This is a genomic window from Sphaerisporangium rhizosphaerae, from assembly GCF_042665155.1.
GTDB classification, from domain to species: Bacteria; Actinomycetota; Actinomycetes; order Streptosporangiales; family Streptosporangiaceae; genus Sphaerisporangium; species Sphaerisporangium rhizosphaerae.
This window is the reverse complement of the sequence record NZ_JBHTCG010000004.1, coordinates 19,122-37,754: the sequence shown is the minus strand read 5'-3', so window position 1 is coordinate 37,754 and position 18,633 is coordinate 19,122. Positions and strand designations below refer to the sequence as shown.

The following is an 18,633-nucleotide window of genomic DNA, read 5'->3' as shown; positions in this document are numbered from 1 at the left end:
CTGGCAGGGAAGGGGACGGCGGTCCTATGTTGCTGAGTTTCCGCGTGGCCAACCATCGATCGCTACGCAGTGAGCAACAGTTGCTGCTCACCCCCGGCCTCAGTGCCGATGGTCCGGCTGACGTCGACGGGAAAGCCGCTCGGGTGCTCGGCATCTTCGGCCCCAATGCCTCGGGCAAGTCCAATGTCATCGACGCCATGCTCTACATGCGCGACCTTGTGCAAGGCTCTCTGCGTGAGAGTGAACCCGGTGCCGGGATCCAACGTCACCCTTTCGCTCTGGCGCACGCCGCGCGCGAGATCCCATCCACCTACGCGATCGATCTCCTTCTTGAAGGAGTCAGGCACACGTACGGCTTCTCTGTGGACGACGAGCAGGTGGTCGAAGAGTGGATGTACAGCTATCCGCAGAAGCAGAAACATACGATTTTTCACCGCACTGAGGACGTGTACTCCTACGGCGATCATTCTCCGGATTCCATGCGACAGGTGGAGGGGATCACGGAGTCGAACGTTCTGTTCCTGTCCGTGGCCGCGCGGTCGAAGCAGGGACTCGTCCGGCCGGTCTACGACTGGTTCGCCGGTGTGCTCGACCGAAGGCCCGCGACGGGACGCCCATCGTATGGCGCCGGGCTGACCGTGGCGGCCCTTGGGCGTCGGGGCTACATCGAACGACTCACGGCACTCCTGCGGGCCGCGGACACGGGTATCGAAACGGCCGAGGTGATCACGGAGACGGACGCCGAGCTGGCGAAACGAGTCGCCGACTTGGAACTGGACGGCCGGTACCTTGTGAAACCTCGCAAGTATCTGGTCTTCAGACACAGAGGCGAGACGGGCGCGTTCTCCCTGAGGCTCGAAGACCAGTCTCTCGGGACGCGCGCTCTCTACGAGATCGGCATACCCGTCTTCCGGGCATTGGACCTGGGACTTCCTCTCATCGTGGACGAGCTGGACTCTAGTCTGCATCCTTATCTGTCGGCGCAGCTCATCCGTCTGTTCAGTGACCGGTCCACCAATCCCCACGATGCTCAACTGATCTTCACCAGCCATGACGTGACGTTGCTCGGCCGTATTCAGGGTGAAGAGGTACTCGACCGCGACCATATTTGGTTCACCGAGAAGAACGAATATGGCGAGACCGAATTGTTCTCATTGTCAGAGTTCGAGCCCCGCCGGGACGAGAACCGGGCGCGGAGATACCTCGCCGGACGCTATGGTGCTGTCCCGATCGTCGATGACGATCTCTTTGCCGCGGCTCTGGCAACGCGTGGGGAAAGGGACGATGGTTCCTCGGGAGCGCAAGACCGGGAAGGTCAGCACTGAGACAGATCTGAAGCGGAACAGGCGTGGAGTCCGGACGGAACGTTCCAGCTTTCTGATCCTGTGCGAGGGAAAGACCGAGAAAGACTACTTCACGGGCATGAGATCTCGGCATGGCCCGAATCTCGCGGTGAACATCCCGAAGGGCGGCCACCGGGCTGTGGTGCGGGAAGCGGCCAAGTGTGTATCCGACGAGTACGACGCCGTCTGGTGCGTGGTCGACACCGAGTTGGACCAATCGCTTACGAGAGAGATGGTGCGGGCGGCGGAGAACTGCGAGGTCCGCCTCGCCCTGTCGACTCCGTGCTTCGAGTTATGGCTGCTCCTGCACCATGTCGACCACGGGAAACCGTTCCAGTCCGCCGAGAGTGCCAAGAAGCTGCTCAAAGACGTCGTGCCCACGTGGAGTGAGGGCGCGACGAAGTACGCCGACTTCGCGCATGGGGTGGAGACCGCCTGCCGGCGGGCGCGTAAGCTCCACCCCGATGACGATGATCCACTGAAGAATCCCTCGACGAGCGTCTGGCGACTCGTCGAGAGCCTGCGATGCGGAGCCGCGTCCAAGTGATGACGGCTGCCTGGCCGGTCATCGTTGTGGTGGCCGGTCCGTAACTCCGTCAACTGGGCGAGTGAGGAGATCTGTGATGGGCGTGGAGCCGGGTTCGGTCGCCACCGGAGTGGTGGTCGAGTGGAGTGACGAAGAGGGCTGGGGCTACCTCCGGTCCGCAGATCTTCCCGGCGACGTTTTCGCCCACTTTTCCATGATCGTGGGAGAGGGATACCGATCACTCCGTCCCGGACAGCCGGTCCGGTTCACCTGGGAGCGGGCCCGGCAGGACGGCTTCGACTTCCGCACGATCGAGATCTTCACAGGGGATGACCTGAAGTCGGGTCGGCCGGGCGCGGCCGGCGGGCGTCGTGATGACGGAGGCGCGTACACCAGCCACCTGCGGATCGATTTCGACCAGTAGGCGCAGTGGTGAGTGTCAGCCGGCGTGGGAGGTGTCCGCCGCCGGGGCGGTCAGATGCCAGCGGCACCAGACCGTCTTGCCTTTGCCCCTCTCGTCGGGGAACGGGGTGACGCCGCTGTCGTCGGCGAGAGCGTCGACGATGGTGAGACCGCGACCGTGGACGGCCTCGACGTCGAGGTCCAGGTGGCGGGGCAGTTCGGGGCCGTGGTCGGTCACGCGGACGCACAGGGCGCGGGTGCCGAGCCACAGGGACAACCGGACCGGAGGCTTGCCGTAGGAGACGGCGTTCGCGAGCAACTCCCCGACGGCTAGAACGACATCATCGGCGAGTTCGGGCAGCGCCCAGGCGATGAGGGTCTCCTTGACCGCGCGGCGCGCCTCGCCGATCATCGACAGGTCGTCGGTCAGGTCCCAGCAGGCGGTACGCAGACCGCCATCCCGCGTCGGTGGCATCGGTGCTCCGTGAGGTGTCGGACGGCTCGGGGGAGCCGGGTGGGTGGGGCGGCGCACACGGTCTGCCGCCGCTGGAGTGCTGAAGCGGCCGGGGGCGGGGTGGTAAAGGACCGCCCGTTCGGCCTCGCGCATCAGGTCGCGCAACTCGTCGGCTGTGCCCGCCTGTAAGACCAGGGGAGCGGGCAACGGCCAGGTGGCGACGGCGTGGAACCGCCGGGAGCCGACGCCGTACCAGATCGCCCAGACGGGCTCCATCTGGTCCAACTGCTGAGCGGCCGCCCGCTCGGGCGCGTCCCAGCGCCGCGAGGGGGCAAGCGAGGGCGCCACCCCCGGCCGGTGCCGGCCGCGCGCCGGTGCCGGGGTGGCCGCGTCCCCGCTCACGCCTCCGCCCCCCTGCGCCGCCCATGCCGCCCATCTCGTGCGCCTGGCGCGGCCGGAGGCTGCGGCCTGATCGGCGTGCCGCCGCCCGCCGTTCGTGTCGGCTGCGGTCTGATCGGCGTGCCGCCGCCGCCGGCCGTTCGTGTCGGCTCCGGCCTCCGGTGCCGCCCAGACCCTCCGGCGACGGTGCCGTGCGGGAGGGTGAGCGGTCGGACGTCCGGCGGCACGAGTGGGCGTACGGGCCGCCGAGGGACGGGCGGGCCCGTCAGGCCGAGACGCCGCCGTGCCGCCATCCGGGCCTGGATCTGCGCGGTGGTCGGCTGTTCCCACTCATGACGTGGACGGTGGGGAAGGCTCGCGGCCTCGTGGGCGTACGGCGGGTGCCCGCACCAGCGGCAGCCGAGCGGCATCGGCGGCTCGTCAGCGTGCCAGCGGACACGGATCACGCGGATCCCCCTGCTGGGAGGGCACCCTCGACTAGGGTTCTGCATCGGATCGGACCTCCGTCGTCCGGTCAAGGGGCTTGCCCGGCCTCCACTGCCGAGGCGAGCCCCGCTTCATTTACGGGCTGTCCAGCCACAGGCCGGTTTCGGCCTTCGGGGGTTCCGCGCTCAGCGAGCCGATCACTGAACCGGAGTGGGGCACGAGCGCGGCCTCTCCCCGCGCTCAGGGCTTGATAGTGCGCTGTCCACGAACGTTCACCGGCTCGGGCGCCGTAGCAGGCGCCGGCATCGCCGTACCACGACCCGCCGACCCGGCGCCGATCACTGCGGCACGTGGCCGCCGGGGGTGGAGAGCCGCGTCCGGTGAACGTATGTGGTCACCGCACTGGATCGGCGAGGGTACGGCGGGACGTGGGTCGACGAATCCGGCGTCGTCCTACGGCGGGTAACCGGCCCCGAGCCCGTACAGCGGCTTACTGGGTACGGCTTGCCAAATAGTGACAAATCTGTGTCCCGCTGGCAGGCTGCCTATCTGCGGGCAATAGCGCCGCATTGAGCTCGCGAGCTCCAATTCCCACCTCCATATCCGGACAAGTCTGTCTATTTGCTTTGCTTGCGCTCAGGCCCTGTGTATGTGTGTGAGCGCCATGCTGTGATGGCGTCCCGGTTTTACCGAAGCACTTCACAGCTTGCTCCTAAGTGGCTACTTTTTGCAGTCGAGTGGTTGGTACAACCTGGAGACACTTTTCGTGTTAGCCACAGTCCAAGCGCTGTACGACCGCTGTACGACCGCTGCCGAATGGAGGAGGGAATGCCCGCGCCCGCCGAGCTTCACCCCAACGCCAGTCCTCTCGCCTTCTTTGGCTCTGAGCTGCGCAGATACCGGCAAAGAGTCGCTATGTCCCAGGAGGATCTAGCGGACAAAATCAACTTCAGCGCCAGCTTGGTCGGCTTCGTTGAGCGAGCCAAGCGCTTCCCGAGTCGTGACTTCGTAGAGCGCTGCGATGAAGCGCTACTAGTGAACGGTGACCTGATCCGTCTCTGGCCGCTTCTCACACGGGAAGCGAGTCCACCGTGGTTCCATGGCTGGCTGGATGTCGAACAGCAAGCACACACGATTCGCACATGGCAACCCCTGGTCGTCCCAGGATTGCTCCAGATCGAGGAGTATGCTCGCGCGGTCATTCGCGGCGAACCGCATATATCCGAGGATGAGGTGACCAAGAAGCTAGAAGCTCGTATGGAGCGTCAAGCGATCTTGGCGCGCCACACGCCGCCCGTACTGTGGGTGGTGATCGACGAATGCGTTCTACTGCGCCCGATCGGTGGTCGAACAGTTATGCGAGGGCAATTGGAGAGGCTCCTAGAGGCAGTGGAGTCCCCGCGGATCAGCATCCAGGTGGTGCCTATGGTGCTGGGCGGCACCACCGGGATAGCTGGGGGCTTTGTCATCGCCCAACTTCCGGGACGCTCGGACACGGTGTATATCGAGTCCGCGACGCATGGGCACGTTACGAATCGCGCAGAAGAGGTCGAAGCCATCCACAACAGGTACGACACCATACGGATCGAAGCACATCCCCAGCATGTCTCCATCGAGCGGATCAGAGAGGCGATAAAGGCATGGAGTTGAGCGAAGAACTCCGGACGGCAGCATGGCGCAAGGCCACGAGGAGCGCTTCCAACGGGGGTGACTGCCTGGAGGTGGCGCCGTTGTCTGGGGGGCGGGTCGGGTTGCGGGATACCGAGGCTCCGGAGCGGGCGCCGTTCGTGGTGAGCGCGAGCGTGTGGGACGCCTTCATCGACGGCGCCAAGAAGGGCGAGTTCGACTTCTGACGCCAGGCGCCCGGTGACGGTCCCGCGCCGGGCCCTGCCGTCAGGTCGTCGCCGATGACGGATCGGTGGCGCGGACGATCGGGTGTCTACCGGCCGCCCGGCTTCCCCGCCGGGTGGCCGCCCAGCAGCGAGGCCAGCGCCAGGACCATCAAGGCGACGGACAGGCCGAGCGCGGCGTACCAGCCGTGCGACAGGGTGATGCGGAAGGTCATGCCCATGCCGCGTGCCTCGGAGACCGAGAGCAGCCCGAAGTTCGGATGCCTGCTGTGCAGGTCGTCCTGGCGCAGCAGGACGGCGACGACCGAGGCCACCGCCAACGCGCCCGGGATCGTGGCCCACACGGTGGCCCGGCTGCGGGTGAACCCGTCCACGATCACGAGGGTCAGCGCGAGCACGGCCATGATCAGCGTGCCGATGCCCCAGGTGGTGGCGAGTCCTGACACGTCCGCGAGGGACGTGGTGATGGTGAGGGGCTTCTGCAGCACGCCGACGCTCGCCCACGGCAGGAACGTCGCTCCGGCGAGGCCCGCGGCGGCGACCCCGGTCGCGGCGGTGACCACACGGCGCAGAACGGAGCCCTTCTGCGACGGCGTCAAGGTGGCGGTCGCGGAGGAGTCGGCCGTCCCCGCTCGGGCGCCCTCGGCGAGCAGGGTTTTGGACGCCACCGGCGCGCCCTGGCCTCCGAGCAGGGCCAGCAGCACGTCGCGCGCGGTGGGCCGGCGAGCCGGGTCCTTGGCCAGGCACGCGGCCACCAGACCGCGCATCGGCCCGCTCAGGCCTCGAAGGTCCGGCTCCTCGTGCAGGATCCGGTGCATCACCGCGGGGATGGAATCGTTGCCGAACGGCAGTACGCCGGTCGCGGCGTAGGAGAGGGTGCACGCCCAGGCCCAGACGTCGGCCGGCGGCCCGGCCACGGCGCCGCCGAGTTGCTCGGGCGCCATGGACACCGGGGTGCCGACGACCGCGCTCGTCAGCGTGCCGGTGGCCTCCAGCGCGCGGGCGATTCCGAAGTCGATGACCCGCGGCCCGTCGGCGCCCATGATGACGTTGGCCGCCTTGAAGTCGCGATGAACGACGCCCGCCTCGTGGATGGCGGCCAGAGCGGTCACCGTCGCGATGGCGAGCCTGTCCAGCGCGGGTCCCGCTGGGGCGTTCCCCGCCGTGATCACCTGGGCCAGCGAGGGACCTTCGACGAACTCGCTGACGATGTACGGCCGGTCGCCCTGCACCTCGGCGTCCAGCACCCGGGCCGTGCAGAAGGCCGCGACCCGTCCGGCGTGCGCCAGTTCGGCGGCGAAACGCGCCCGCGCGGCGGCGTCGTCACTGAAACGGGCATGGAGCACCTTGACGGCCACGGGCCGGCCGTCCGGAGCCTCGCCGCGGTAGACGGCCCCCTGGCCGCCCTCGCCCAGCAAGCCGAGTATCCGGTACACGCCGACCCGCGGCGGGTCCCCAGGTCTGAGCGGTCGCATGTCGGTGACGCACCTCCCCGGCTTGGGCGCAGGAGAGTTTACCGCTCCTTGATCCAGGAGCGCCCACGGCGGCCCGGGCGGACGGCGCACGGTGGGCTCGCCGTGTGATCAAGGCACCTGGGGAACTACGGCTCAGCGCTGGGTGACGATCTTCTGCCAGGTGTGGATGGTGCGCTTGTAGGGCTCGGGCATGCGCAGGGCGGGCACGTCGTCGTAGGCGAACAGCCCGAGCTTCTTGTGCTCGTTCGAGCTGCGCACCTCTTCGTCTCCGTTGTAGGTGGTTCCGTAGCTCACGATGAAGCTGTGCCGCAGTTTGGTGATCTCGTACACCCAGGTGTCGATGATCTCTTCGACGCTGACCGTGAGGTGCAACTCCTCGAAGACCTCACGGCAGACGCATACCTCTGGCGTCTCACCGACTTCGAGTTTCCCGCCCGGCAGTTCCCACTCATCCCGTTCATTCATGAGCAGCGGGATCTGCCCGCCCATGTCGATCACCAGTTTCACCGAGATCGGCAGTTGGTACTCGTAGTACCCGGGGTTCCGCTCGACAAGGTACTCGGGCATGCCATCACTACGGAGGCGGTCAGGGCCGTCCATGTTCATCTCCTGCTCTCGCTGTCCAACAGAATGGCCGCCACATCGTCAGCGCTCTTGAATTTCTCACCTGGCAGGCCAGCCGAAGATGCCTCGTGCCGCCTGATCAGCCGGGTGACGCCCTCCAGGCCGGCATGGCGCGCATAGCGGCCGAGCTCCTGCCAGTCGGGGAACAGCCGGTAGTCGTCAACGGCTCGGGCGAATCCGTCCGTGCAGATCAAAACCGTCTCAGCGAGCTGCAGCGGCATGGTGTGCCGATGGACGTGGAAAACTCCCGCCGGATGCCCTGAGAAGACCGATTCCGGATGGACGCCTGTGATGTACTCCATGCGCCGGGAGAACATGGCGGCCACGATCTCTTCCTTCGTCTGCCGGGCAGACCTCGACTGCCGCACGGCTCGTGCTTCACGTCGATCGAAGAAATCGGTGCTGACCTGTTGTTCCACGAGGTCTCCCGCGTAGGCCACCAGCACGGCGTCACCGATGCGGCCCAGCTCCACAGAACCGTCGTCGAAGACCGCCAGCCCGATCGAGCAGCAGGGATGATGACGCAGGCCGGAGGGAGCGACAGAGGCCAGCTCGGCGCGAACCGTCTCACCGAGCCGGTCGAAGACATCGGCGACCTTCGTGAACTTGTTCAGTGCGCCCAGCTCGCGCAGACCGCGGTCCACCACGTCCACCAGCCACTGGACATTCGAGCTGCCGGGGAGGGTTCGTTCGTTGGTGAAGTCGGTCGCGCCGTCGATGACCCACCCCAGATTCCCCGACGAGCCGGCTCTGTCCTCGGTCGGCTTCGTGCGCGAGCCAGGGCTCCCGGTGATGTCGAGCACCTTCACTGTGGTGTCACCGTCCGAAGATGTGCGGGATCAAGATGAGAGCGAGACCCGCTGCGAAGCCGACCAGAACGCGCCAGAGTGACCGCGCCGCCATCAGGGAGAACGCCGAGAACACGATGACGACCGCTCCGGCCATCACCTCGATGAGCAGAACTCCGTCCGAAGGCTTGCTCTGGCTCGCGATGTTCGCCCCGGCCGCGATCAGAGCGACCACAGCCGCGAGCAGCCCCAGAAGCTGTAGTTGCTGGTTCTTGAACTCGGTCAGCTCTCGCTTGTTGCTCTCTTGCATCTCGTGCCATCGCGCCTGCTGCTCCATCATGTCGATGCGCATGCGTGTGGTCTGATATTGCATCAGCCGCCGGTGGTAATCGCGGGCCTGGCGAGGCTCCAGCTCTATCGCCCGGGTCACGGATATGCGAGCCGAGTCGAATTCACGGCGAAGTGCGAGAATGCGCGCCTTTGTCTCGTGATAATGTGCGATCCTCCCGTTAGTGGATGTTATGGCCGAGTCTGCACAACGCTCGGCCTCTTCAAGGTCTTTGGCCGTCGGAGATTCCTCTCTCCGCTCAAGGTACTCTGCCATGAAGGCGGCCAGTTGATGCACGACCCCGGCGACATCCGGCATGTCCCGTGCCGCCCGGCGAGAATATTCGACGGCTTTCCGGAGGCTGGCCACATCGCCCCGATTGCGCTCGATTATGGCCAGGAAAGTGGGAAAATAGGGCTCTTTGCCGAAAAGCTTGGTATGAGCCACGACGGTGTGCTCGTACTCGCTGTGACGTTCCTCTCTGCGCAGGCGGAGCAGTACGCCGTACAGCGCGCAGAAGCGGATGGAGTGGTCGACCCGAGGCAGCCCCAAGATGCCGCGCAGCGTCTCCTCCGGGTCGGGGATCTGTTCGACGACCTGGCGGATGGCCTGCGGGAACTCCGCGGAAGTCTGTCCGGGAAGGGCCTGCAGGTGCTGGATCACCTGGCTGTACTGCCGAGAATTGCGCACCCTCAACCTCTGGTCTCGTCGGAGCCATACTCCGCCGGTAATCGGAAGCCTTCGTTCAGATAGGCGTACTCGGACGACCGGGTCACGGTGGCCAGGAGCCTCACCGCCCTGCGATCCCCGATGAACGCTCTGCGGCCGTGCAGCATCCGCAGGTTGTGGATCAGATAGCCCTGGCCGTGGACGAAGGCATGGTCGGCGGGTGCCGGCAACGTGCGGAGCAGACGCAGCAGAGGCTTGGCCGCGAGCGTCGCCGCATGAGGACGAGCCAGCGCGTCGCTCCGGTACCTGATCCGCCAGAGGTCGGAGTCGCCGCTGAACTTGATGACGGGCAGCCACGGGTGCCCCGGAGCCAGGAGCACGACGTTGCCGGCGTCGGCGAGCAGCCTCTTCTCCTTGGCCTCGCGGATGGCGCGGGCGCCGTCCAGAAGGAGTGACTGGCCTCCCTGGCAGGCGTGTTCGACAGAGAGGCAGCCCACTATGGTCGGCTGCGCTCTGGTGTGAGCCCGGTCGGTGTGCAGTGGCAGAGGCTCTCTTGTGAAACCTCTGCCGTTCTTTTCGCCGCTTGTATCGGTGGGCTCGATGATGGTGATGCCAGGGCTGTTCTCGTGAGGGTGTGGATACGGTTCGGTCCAATCGTACAAAAAGGACCTGACCTCTTCTACGGTGGCTTGATCGAGTAATAGGACGCCGGTTTCGGCGAGTCTCTCTCTGGCCTCCGCGCTGCCGAGTCGCCTCCCGTCGGGCGTCAACAGTCTCATGTCGCACCCTTCGCCATGGAAGAGAGCCGGATTGGCAGGGTCCAGGTCAAGTAGACCCCATATTCCGCTGCCTTCTCCAGAGCGGCGAGGTAATAAGGGATGCATTGTCAGTTATGCGCTCCGGCGGGTCCGGCTGGTTTTCGGAGGACGCCAGGCGGTGAGGTCGTCGTCGCCGAGATTGAGCCGGTCGCGGGTCTGGTTCAGGAAGCCTTCGTAGACGTCCGCCGGGGTGCCGCTGTAGTGCGGGTCGAAGTCGTCGTGCCACTGACGGACCCACGGCAGCACCTCGCGGAGCCCGGCCAGCAGAGGGGCCAGCCGGTCCGCCTGCCAGCCGTGGTTCTGCTCCCGATCGACGATGGCCGTAGCGAGGGCCTGGGCCTGCTCGCGGTGGTCCCAGCCCGCCCAGCCCAGCAGCAGCGTGGGGTCGCCGTCCCGGCTCGCATGGGGGTAGGAGATGAACCGCTCCTTGGCGACGTCCAGCTTGCCGCGGTTACGCCAGTACGAGTTCTTCAGGAAGTCGCCGGAGCCGTACTTGGGTGGCACCGGGATCGCGTTACGGATCCTCTCGACCTCCGCCTCCAACGCGCGGTACCTGGCGTCCAGCTCGGCCCACTCGTCGAAAGCGTGCTTGGCCGCCGTCTCGTCTCCCGACTTCTGCGCGGCCTCGGCGATCTTCCGCTGCTGGTCGGCCGCCTCCTTGGCGGCGTCCGCGACGGACTGCGCGGCGTCCTCGTGACGCTGCCGGTCCCAGACGTCCTCCCAGTCGGCGCGCTTGTCCAGGCCGGAGTCCTTGTAGCGGAGCTGAGCCAGGTAGGGGACGTGCTCGTCCGCCACCAGCTCGGCAACGACCTTGTCCAGCTCCTTGCCAGGGGCGTACAGCTCGGCGACCGACACGAAGTCGGCGTCCGGCCGCAGCAGGTCCGCGAGCTGTGCCGTGCTGAGCATCCGCGGCTGGTCCGGAATCCCGTCCACATCGTGGAACCACAACTCCCGCGCCTCACACCGATCCAGCAACCAACTGCGGAGCGCCTTCGCTTGGAGCGAATCCCAGCCTTCCGTGGCCCAGCGCCGCTTGTACTCCGGCCGCTCGATGAGGCCGATGTTCCGATCGGTCTCGATGAGAGCGATGCGCCTCTCCACCACGGCCTTGTACTCGGGCGCCCAGTGCTCCGGCAACTCGGTGATCGGCGTGGAGCCATGCCGAGCGAACCACTGCGTCTCAACCTCGCCCCGCGCCATCCTCCGCGCCAACACGATCTCGAACGCCCGCTCCCCCAGCCTCAACTCCGGCACAACCTCCACCGGCGCCGTCAGCTCCTCATCCAACAGGCCATAAAGCGAATAAACCTCCCAGTCCAACTCCTCTTGCAGAGTGATCATCTGCAGTCGAAGAGAATGCCACTCGTTACGGACTAGTCTCAGCCCTTCATGATTGGGTACTATCTGCGCTTTCATGTTACTGGGGCTTACTGACAAGAGCTGCTGTGCAATTTCGGCCATGTATGAGCCTCTATTGAGCGGCAGCTTAGCTGGGAGAGGGAAGCTGCGGAGCTTAGTTCCTGTGAACTCGTAAAAACGTTCCCATTCTTGAGACTTGAAGCCTTCGTTGACGCCTTGGCTTCCTTTATCGTGACTTACCTGCTTGAGCCAGAAGCATGCTGTAGAGCTGTTTAGTATGGCTGTGAGCTCTAGATGCTGGTCGCGGATGGCGCGAGTGCGGAGCTTGATGACCGGTGCGTGACGATTGAATACTCTCTTCTCGCCGCTGAAGACAAAATGATTATGTGTTGCTACGGTAGAGAAAGCGATCAGCTCTGGTGTGTCAAGTTTGCTTCGGTAGAGTTCCCTGTATTCATACCAGGCAATCTGCTCGATATTTTCGATTGCCACACTGAAGCGCTTGCGCCTCTGTAGGCTGCGTCGGTTGGGCCAAAACCACTTTAGTAAGCTCGTCGTAAGCGACAAGGTCTCCAGGTTGTTGGTGTATGGCCAGACAGTTAGTGTGTTTTCGCTGATCGTGTAGTCGCGAACTTCATCTCCTTCTATGATGGTACTTGTGGGTAAGTCCGGAAATCTCTTCTTGAAGTGCCCGGGGACTAGGAATGCTTCATCATCGCCTGTGGTAGTGGCGACCCCCGTAGCAGCCTTAGTCTCGAGCCGCTGAACTGCTCCGGATTCGATCGACTCCTTGGCTTCGGCGGCTCCTCCGCCCGCGAGGCTCCAAGGGTAGGTGGCTAGCTTTCGCCGGGGAATATCACTTACGCTGAGCCAAACGCTACTCGATCCAGGCTTGTTAACTTGGCTGGTAATTGCTTGCCATACATGACCCTGGCTTGGATCCTGTGGAGGTCCAGGCTCGCCTCGGATGCCTAGGACCGCACGTATTGTAGGAGCTCTCTTCCATCTCTTGTTCTTCCCGAAAAGCACGATAGTTGGAGTACCGTGGCCGGGAATGTATGCTCCGGATGTATCAATTACGTGGCTTAGCTCAATATCGTGGGCAAGGTACTGTTCAATGAACTTCCTACCGAACTCCCGCTTCATGAATGAATTGGCGGTAATTTGCCCAACATATCCAGCGTTACGGCCATCTTCGTCAGATGTGCAGGCAAGTTCGAAGAAACGCTGAGCGAATGGGATTGAAAGCGCGTACTGGCCCGAGCAGGCGTCGTACAGCTCCCGATAAAGATCGTTGAGCTTCTTGTCCTTAACGGTGATATATGGCGGGTTCCCAACTACGACATGATAGGTGCCGGTTGTGAGGATTCTAGGAAAGCTGTGGACATCCTCGGTGTCGTAGGCGAATTCGGCGAGTTCATCCCTGGGGGTGGGCTCGACCGGTTCTTCTGATTGGGCGAAGAGGTCGCCTTGTTCGTTGGGAGTTGTGAACAGGGCGCCTTGGTCGGTGGCTCCTCTGAGGACGGCGGCTTCGGATTCCATGCCTGGGATGGCCAGTTGGCGGGCTTTGATTAGGGAGTCGCCGATGGCGAGGTTGAGGGGGAACTCGTAGGGCTTGGCCTCGTCCAGCGTGGTGAAGCCGGAGGCTTTCAGGGCCGCGATGAACAGGCGGAAGCGGGCGATCGCGATGGCGAACGGGTTCAGGTCGACGCCGTGGACCGATTTGAGGGCGAGCCTGACCAGCTCGCGGGCGTCGCGGGTGGGAGCGTGCCGTACCCACTCGGCCAGCAGCCGGTGGAAGGCGCCCAGGACGAAGTGGCCGGAGCCGCACGTCGGGTCGATCATGCGGAGCTCTTCGTGACCGAACTCGGCGATGGCCGGGGTGAGGGTGTAGTCCAGGATGAACTCCTCGACGAACTCCGGCGTCTGCAGCAGCGCGTACGTCTTGCGCGCCGCCTCGGAGAGATCCTGGTACAGGTCGCCGAGAAAACGGGTGTCCCAGTCATCTGACACGAAGTCGTGGACGAGCCGCCCGTCCTCGCCGCGCCGCCGCCAGAAGGCGATCAGTTCCTTCGCGGCGTCGTGCGAGACGGGGATCTGGTACAGCGGGTTGTGCTTGCGGTCGAACAGCAGCGCGCCCGCCTGGGAGCCGCCGATCTCGCCGAACGCCGCGAGCAGCCACCCCCGGTCCGTCTCGGCCGGGTTGACCCGGAAGAACTCCTCCTGCGCCTCCTCGGCGAGCACCATGCGCTCGGTGGAGGGGCCGGCGAGGTAGGGCGAGGTCAGCAGCCCGTTGTCCTCGCAGAAACGGACGAACACCGTGCCGAGCACCCACGCCGCCGCGGCCTGGGTCACCCGCTCGTCGCGCCAGGCGGTCCAGGTGGCGGCCGTGCGTCCGAGTTTGAACGCCAGGTCGTACTCGGCGTGCAGCCGGTCGCGGACTTTGCGCGCCGGGGCGGCGGCGCCGTTCGAGGCGGTGATCTCGGTGGCCGTCTCCGCCTGACCGCGAAGGTCCTTCTCCAGCGCCTTGACCTGCTTCTGGAGGTCGGCCAGCAGTGCCTTGCGGTCGATCACGACGCTCGCGCTCCACTTCGGTGCTCGTTGGCCACCCAGGCGTCAGGCAGCTTGATCCACTCGTTGGGCAACTGGGCGGGGGTCAGCGCCCCGTCCAGGCTCGGCGAGCGGCCGGGATCGGTCATCGGGCACAACAGCCAGACCGGCGCGCCGCCGCCCCTCGCCTGTTCGGCGAGGCGGCGCAGGAGGTTCAGCCCGTCGTAGCGGGCCAGCGGAGCGGCGTCGTGCAGCAGCAGCGGACCACCGGAGCGTTCCGCCTCGACGCGGGGGCCGATGAGCGTCCACGCCTCCCGGGCGTACTCGGCGAGCTTCAGCGCACCGCGGCTGCCCGGTTCGGCGAGGTCGGCCCCGAGGATCGTCTCCCACTTCGGCAGCGGCCGGGGGTCGATCAGCTCATGCAGCGCCGCGACGAACAGCGCCGACACGTTGACCGGGCGGACGCCGAAGCGCGTGGCCAGCTCGCGCCGTGCCCGTTCGTAGCGGGCCATGCCGACGGTCAGGGCGCGGAAACCGCCCCGCCGGGCCGACACCAGCCGCTCCTCGGCGCGGAGCGCCTCGGCCAGTTCAGGGGTCGCCGCCGTCCACCGCGAGGCGCTGCTGCGGGTCGACCGGCGGCGGATGACCGTGCCGGACACCGAGTCCGGGGACTGCGGGCGGACGTACCGGCCGTCCCGCCACCTGACGTCGAAGCCGGCGTCCCGCAGCAGCGTGTCCAGCCGGGGATGGCCGGGCAGGGGGGCCAGAGCGGGGAAGCGGGCCCGTACCCGCTCGTGAACCTGCTCGGGACGCAGGCCGCCCGGCCCTCCGCCGGGCGCGAACGGGACCACGCCCGCCTGGGTGAGCCGCAGCGCCCGCACCGGGTCCAGGTCACGCGGGTAGATCTCCAGCCGGGAGGTGGCCGCCGCCCGCTGCGAGGCGGCGGCGGCGAGCTGGACCAGGCGCCGGTCCTCCAGCGCCGGCGCCTGCTCGGGGACGGCCACCGCGCGCAGTTCGCGCAGCACGGTGGCCGAGGTGGGCAGCACCTCCTGGGCGGCGAGCCGATCGGCGGCCTTGCCCAGGGCGTCGGCGTAGTCGAGCAGCGCTGGAGCGGCCGGGGTGTCGGGCGAGTCGTCCGCGCCGACCTCCAGCGCGACCATGAGCAGGTCGCCATGGCGGCGCAGCAGGAGCCGCGGCTCCTCCGGCTCCTGCACGATCGGGTCCACCTCCGCCGCCGCCCGTACGGCCGCCAGGGCCAGGGCACGGCGCAGCCGCGGGTCGGTGCGGCGGGAGCCACGCGCGGCGAGCACGGCGTCGGCCAGCTCGCCCACCGCCATGACCCGGCCGCTCTCGGCGAGAAGGCGGAGGATCTCGGCGCGGACACTGTGCACCACCCGCTCGGCGTGCCATCGGGCGCGCTGCCGGCTCAGCACCTGGGCGACCCGGCCGGGTGTGACGCCGACGGTCGCGGCGACGACGGGCTGTTGGGGCCAGGGCGGCAGGCCGGGCAGTGCACCGCTCGCGTCGGGAAGCCCCAGCAGCAGCCGCGTCGCCTCCACCTCGTTGGCGTTGCGGTCGTTGCTGTGCCGGTCGGGCACCAGCAGGGCGGCGATCGTGTCCAGTCCGATGCGCGCGTGGGCGGCCGCGTCGTCTCCGCGGGTCGCCGACGCGGCCTCCTCTCGGGCGGCGGCCTTCTCCCCTGAGGTGATCGGCTCGCTCTCGTCGAGCCTGAGCCTCCAGTCGCGGATGCGGCGCTGCAGTTCCTGACGCGTCTTGGCGCCGAGCCCGGGAAGGCTCATGAGGGTCTTGGAGGGCAGGGCGAGCAGGTCGCCGACGGTCGTCGCGCCCAGCCGGTGCGCGGTCGACACCGCCCGCGGGCTCAGGCCGGCCGTCTCAAGGACGGTGGTGCGGGTGGCGGAAAGGGCGGCGGCGTCGCGCGCCTCCTCGGCGGTGACGTCCTCGGCGGGCAGGTCGCCCGGATGCCCGGAAGGCACCGGGGGCGAGGCGTCCGAGCGGCGGAACACCTGCAGCCAGGCGTTGCGCATGTCCTTCAACGACTCGAACCGCCGGCGCGCGTCGCGGTGCAGCGCGCGGAGGAAGAACTCGACCAGCCCGTCTCGTACGGCAGGGTCGAACGCTTCGGCGGCCAGCGTCGGCGGCCCTTCCGTGTACCGGGGCTCGGTCGCGCCGTCCCCCCACACCGGAAGCTCTCCGGAGGCCATCTCGTGCAGGGTCACCGCCAGGGCGTACCGCTCGGCGTGCGCGTCGTACACGGTGCGTCTCGCCGTGCCGAGGAACGGGTCCAGGTAGTGGGGCGTGCCCGCCTCGATCTCTTTGACCGAGATGCCGGCCAGCGAGAAGTCGAACAGGACGAGCTGGCGCGTCCGGTTGGGCCGGACCCTGATCGCGATGTTGTCGGGTTTGATGTCGCGGTGGGTGACGCCCTCGCCCTCCAGGAAGTCCACCGCGCCGAACAGGTAGTCGCTGTAGGTCTCCAGCTCGTCCGGCGTCAGTGCGCCCTGCTCGCGGATCTTCCGGGCGACGGTGTGCTCCCCGGCGTGCTCCAGCACGATGCAGGTGCGCCCGCCCACGCGGATCGGCTCCGGGCGGATCAGCTTGATGACCCGCGAGTCGTCACGCAGATCGCGCAGGACCGACGCCTCGTGGTCCAGCCGCGCGGCCTTCTCGTCCGACAGGGCGACCTTGAGCACCTCGAACCTGCCGGTCTGCAGGTTCTCCACGAGCAGGGCACGGGAAGTGGAGCCGGTGCCGAGGCGCTTCTCGACCCGCCACTCGTCGTCGAGGGTGTCACCCGGCCGGGCGTCCAGCGGGTCGAGCTCGTCGTCGCGGTCGCCGGCCGGGTGGACCGTCTCGGGGGCGGTCGCCTCCTCCTCGACGAGCTCCAGCATCTCCAGGAACTCCGCCACGCTGGTGAGCCGCTGCGTCGGCACCGGAGCGGTGGCCGCCTGGACCAGCTCGTCCATGAACTCGGTCACCGAGTCGGCGACCGTGGAGGGGCGCAGGCCGTTCTCCTTGGACAGGCGGGCCAGCAGCTCGGCGCGCCGGTCGCCGGGGGGTTGTCCCGTGAGGAGCAGATAGGAGAGAGTGCCGAGGCCGAACACGTCGAGCGCCACGGGGTCGGGGCTCGGCGCGTTGAGCTCAGGGGCGAGGTACGCCTGGGCGGAGGCCTCCATGTGGTGGCCGGCATGGCTGCTGGAGCTCATCCGCAGGGCGGTGCCGTCGGTGTCCTCCCCGCGCGTGGCGGCCTGCCAGTCGCTGATCTGGAGCTGAGGGTTGAGCCAGCCCTGCTCGGGAGCTCCCTTCGGTGCCCGGCTCGGGGTGACCAGCACGCTGCGCGCGGACAGAGCACGGTGGTGCAGGTGCCTGCGGTGCGCGTAGGACACCGCCTCGGCGAGCTGGCGGATCAGCCCCAGCCGGGTCAGCAGGTCGAGCCGGCCGCCGTACTCGCCGACGTAGTGGTCCAGGCGCATGGCGCGAGGGTCATGCCGGAAGATCAGCGCGGGGCCCGCCTCGTGCTGCTCCATGGTGTCCACGCGCACGATGCCGGGGTGGCTGATGCCGTGCAGGGCCAGCACCTCGCGGCGGGCGGCGCGGCCGATGCTGGCCCGCATGTCCTCATCGGCGTTCCGCTCGACCAGGTAGATGCGAATGCGGCGCTTCTCGGCCGGGATCTGGTTGTGCGCGGCCAGATGGTCTTCCCAGGTGGGGCCGACGTCGAAGGGCCGCGGTTCGAGCTCCCAGGCGCCCACCTGGAGATGGGAACGGCTCTTGGCGATGCCCACCGTGCGCAGCCATCCGTCGAGCCGGCGGGAGAACTCGGGAGTGATGCGGTTGCGCTGGTCCTGGGGGGCCGGCAGGAGGAGGTCGGACAGCACACGCGGCAACCGGCCGTTCTCCGGGCCGTACACGCCGTTGCGGTGATGGTCGGGCAGGTCGACGTCGAGCGAGGGCACCGACAGGAAGACGGCGGCGTGGATGTAGGGAATGCGCCCTCGATGCCCCGCCGCCCGCTGTAAGAGCGATTTGAGCTGCTTTGCCTTGGAATCGGCGAGATGTAGTGGATTGTCGAAATAGCGAGTATTGCTGCCGGTGGTCTGCACCCAGTTGGCGCCGCTGGCGCTCAGCCGGCCGTGCAGACTCTTGATCTCTATCAGGAAAAGGCCGCCGGGTGCGGCCACGAACAGATCGACCTCGCGGACATGGCCGGTGTTGGCGGTGAAGGTGAAATTCGACCAGGCGCGATAAGGCTCGGCGTCAGGCAGGGCCGTGCGCACGTGCTCCAGGGCTTCGCGCTCATGCTGGTACTGGGAAGGCGTGATCGTGGTCCAACGGCCTTCGCGCACGTCCGGATCTCCAGTGCAGTGGGGGGCTGCTGCGTGGTTTCCGGGCCAGAATAGGTCGCTGACTGGAAGGTTCGCGAGCGCTCCGATAACGGGCGGCTCACAATGGCTTCATTGTCAGAAATGTCCACGGCATCTATGGCTCGGCCCATTGCGGTAACGGCGGGGCGTCTCTGCCGTCGTCGAGTGCGATGCGTGATCCGGTCGCGCGGGCCATAAGGGGCGCGTCCAACGGTCGCGACCGCGAGCGTGGGGGACGCC

Annotated in this window: 13 protein-coding genes; 5 read left to right on the top strand and 8 right to left on the bottom strand. The window is 66.9% G+C overall.

Annotation, left to right across the window (positions count from 1 at the left end; all coding sequences use genetic code 11):
* Positions 1–26 precede the first annotated feature (26 nt).
* From ACFQSB_RS07360 to ACFQSB_RS07350, 3 genes are all read left to right on the top strand, one after another.
* The gene (locus tag ACFQSB_RS07360) at positions 27–1,325 is read left to right on the top strand and encodes an AAA family ATPase (RefSeq protein WP_380825113.1); all 1,299 of its coding nucleotides are present in this window, start codon (positions 27–29) and stop codon (positions 1,323–1,325) included.
* The gene (locus ACFQSB_RS07355; protein WP_380825111.1) at positions 1,216–1,890 is read left to right on the top strand and encodes an RloB family protein; all 675 of its coding nucleotides are present in this window, start codon (positions 1,216–1,218) and stop codon (positions 1,888–1,890) included. The genes ACFQSB_RS07360 and ACFQSB_RS07355 overlap by 110 nt, the downstream gene beginning before the upstream one ends.
* Before the next feature lie 76 nt (positions 1,891–1,966).
* Positions 1,967–2,293 (top strand): cold-shock protein, encoded by a 327-nt coding sequence (locus ACFQSB_RS07350; protein ID WP_380825110.1) that lies wholly within the window; start codon positions 1,967–1,969, stop codon positions 2,291–2,293.
* 15 nt (positions 2,294–2,308) lie between these two features.
* On the opposite strand, the gene ACFQSB_RS07345 is transcribed toward ACFQSB_RS07350, so the two are convergent.
* Complete coding sequence (locus tag ACFQSB_RS07345) at positions 2,309–3,127, bottom strand: ATP-binding protein (protein WP_380825109.1); 819 nt, start codon at positions 3,125–3,127, stop codon at positions 2,309–2,311.
* Positions 3,128–4,222: 1,095 nt separating this feature from the next.
* On the opposite strand from ACFQSB_RS07345, the gene ACFQSB_RS07340 reads away from it, so the two are divergent.
* Both ACFQSB_RS07340 and ACFQSB_RS07335 read left to right on the top strand, forming a co-directional pair.
* Positions 4,223–5,200, top strand: coding sequence for a helix-turn-helix domain-containing protein (locus ACFQSB_RS07340; RefSeq protein ID WP_380825108.1), 978 nt, complete (start codon positions 4,223–4,225; stop codon positions 5,198–5,200).
* Positions 5,191–5,403: a DUF397 domain-containing protein gene (locus ACFQSB_RS07335; RefSeq protein WP_380825107.1), complete on the top strand. Its 213-nt coding sequence runs from the start codon at positions 5,191–5,193 to the stop codon at positions 5,401–5,403. The genes ACFQSB_RS07340 and ACFQSB_RS07335 overlap by 10 nt, the downstream gene beginning before the upstream one ends.
* Before the next feature lie 86 nt (positions 5,404–5,489).
* On the opposite strand, the gene ACFQSB_RS07330 is transcribed toward ACFQSB_RS07335, so the two are convergent.
* From ACFQSB_RS07330 to pglW, 7 genes are all read right to left on the bottom strand, one after another.
* The gene (locus ACFQSB_RS07330) at positions 5,490–6,875 is read right to left on the bottom strand and encodes a serine/threonine-protein kinase (protein ID WP_380825106.1); all 1,386 of its coding nucleotides are present in this window, start codon (positions 6,873–6,875) and stop codon (positions 5,490–5,492) included.
* 132 nt (positions 6,876–7,007) lie between these two features.
* On the bottom strand, positions 7,008–7,442 hold the full coding sequence (locus ACFQSB_RS07325) for an NUDIX domain-containing protein (protein ID WP_380825105.1): 435 nt from the start codon (positions 7,440–7,442) through the stop codon (positions 7,008–7,010).
* Positions 7,443–7,477: 35 nt separating this feature from the next.
* Complete coding sequence (locus tag ACFQSB_RS07320; protein WP_380825103.1) at positions 7,478–8,308, bottom strand: protein phosphatase 2C domain-containing protein; 831 nt, start codon at positions 8,306–8,308, stop codon at positions 7,478–7,480.
* Between the two features lie 7 nt (positions 8,309–8,315).
* Positions 8,316–9,278, bottom strand: a complete 963-nt coding sequence (locus tag ACFQSB_RS07315; RefSeq protein WP_380825102.1) for a hypothetical protein — start codon at positions 9,276–9,278, stop codon at positions 8,316–8,318.
* 29 nt (positions 9,279–9,307) lie between these two features.
* A complete protein-coding gene (locus tag ACFQSB_RS07310) occupies positions 9,308–10,063 on the bottom strand; it encodes a TauD/TfdA family dioxygenase (protein ID WP_380825101.1) in 756 nt (251 codons plus the stop codon).
* A 111-nt stretch (positions 10,064–10,174) separates the two neighbouring features.
* Entirely contained in the window at positions 10,175–14,035 is a 3,861-nt protein-coding gene (gene pglX / locus ACFQSB_RS07305; protein WP_380825099.1) for a BREX-2 system adenine-specific DNA-methyltransferase PglX, read from the bottom strand.
* Positions 14,032–18,375 carry a BREX system serine/threonine kinase PglW gene (gene pglW / locus ACFQSB_RS07300; protein WP_380825098.1) on the bottom strand — a complete coding sequence of 1,448 codons (4,344 nt, stop codon included), beginning with the start codon at positions 18,373–18,375 and terminating at the stop codon, positions 14,032–14,034. Before pglW ends, pglX begins: the two co-directional genes overlap by 4 nt.
* Between the last annotated feature and the right edge of the window lie 258 nt (positions 18,376–18,633).

Bases quoted from the DNA above. Each gene is read 5' to 3' on its own strand.
- ACFQSB_RS07335 (WP_380825107.1), top strand. From the start codon at position 5,191: ATGGAGTTGAGCGAAGAACTCCGGACGGCAGCATGGCGCAAGGCCACG.
- ACFQSB_RS07350 (WP_380825110.1), top strand. From the start codon at position 1,967: ATGGGCGTGGAGCCGGGTTCGGTCGCCACCGGAGTGGTGGTCGAGTGG.
- ACFQSB_RS07355 (WP_380825111.1), top strand. From the start codon at position 1,216: ATGGTGCTGTCCCGATCGTCGATGACGATCTCTTTGCCGCGGCTCTGG.
- ACFQSB_RS07360 (WP_380825113.1), top strand. From the start codon at position 27: ATGTTGCTGAGTTTCCGCGTGGCCAACCATCGATCGCTACGCAGTGAG.
- ACFQSB_RS07330 (WP_380825106.1), bottom strand. From the start codon at position 6,875: ATGCGACCGCTCAGACCTGGGGACCCGCCGCGGGTCGGCGTGTACCGG.
- ACFQSB_RS07310 (WP_380825101.1), bottom strand. From the start codon at position 10,063: ATGAGACTGTTGACGCCCGACGGGAGGCGACTCGGCAGCGCGGAGGCC.
- ACFQSB_RS07325 (WP_380825105.1), bottom strand. From the start codon at position 7,442: ATGCCCGAGTACCTTGTCGAGCGGAACCCCGGGTACTACGAGTACCAA.
- ACFQSB_RS07340 (WP_380825108.1), top strand. From the start codon at position 4,223: ATGGCGTCCCGGTTTTACCGAAGCACTTCACAGCTTGCTCCTAAGTGG.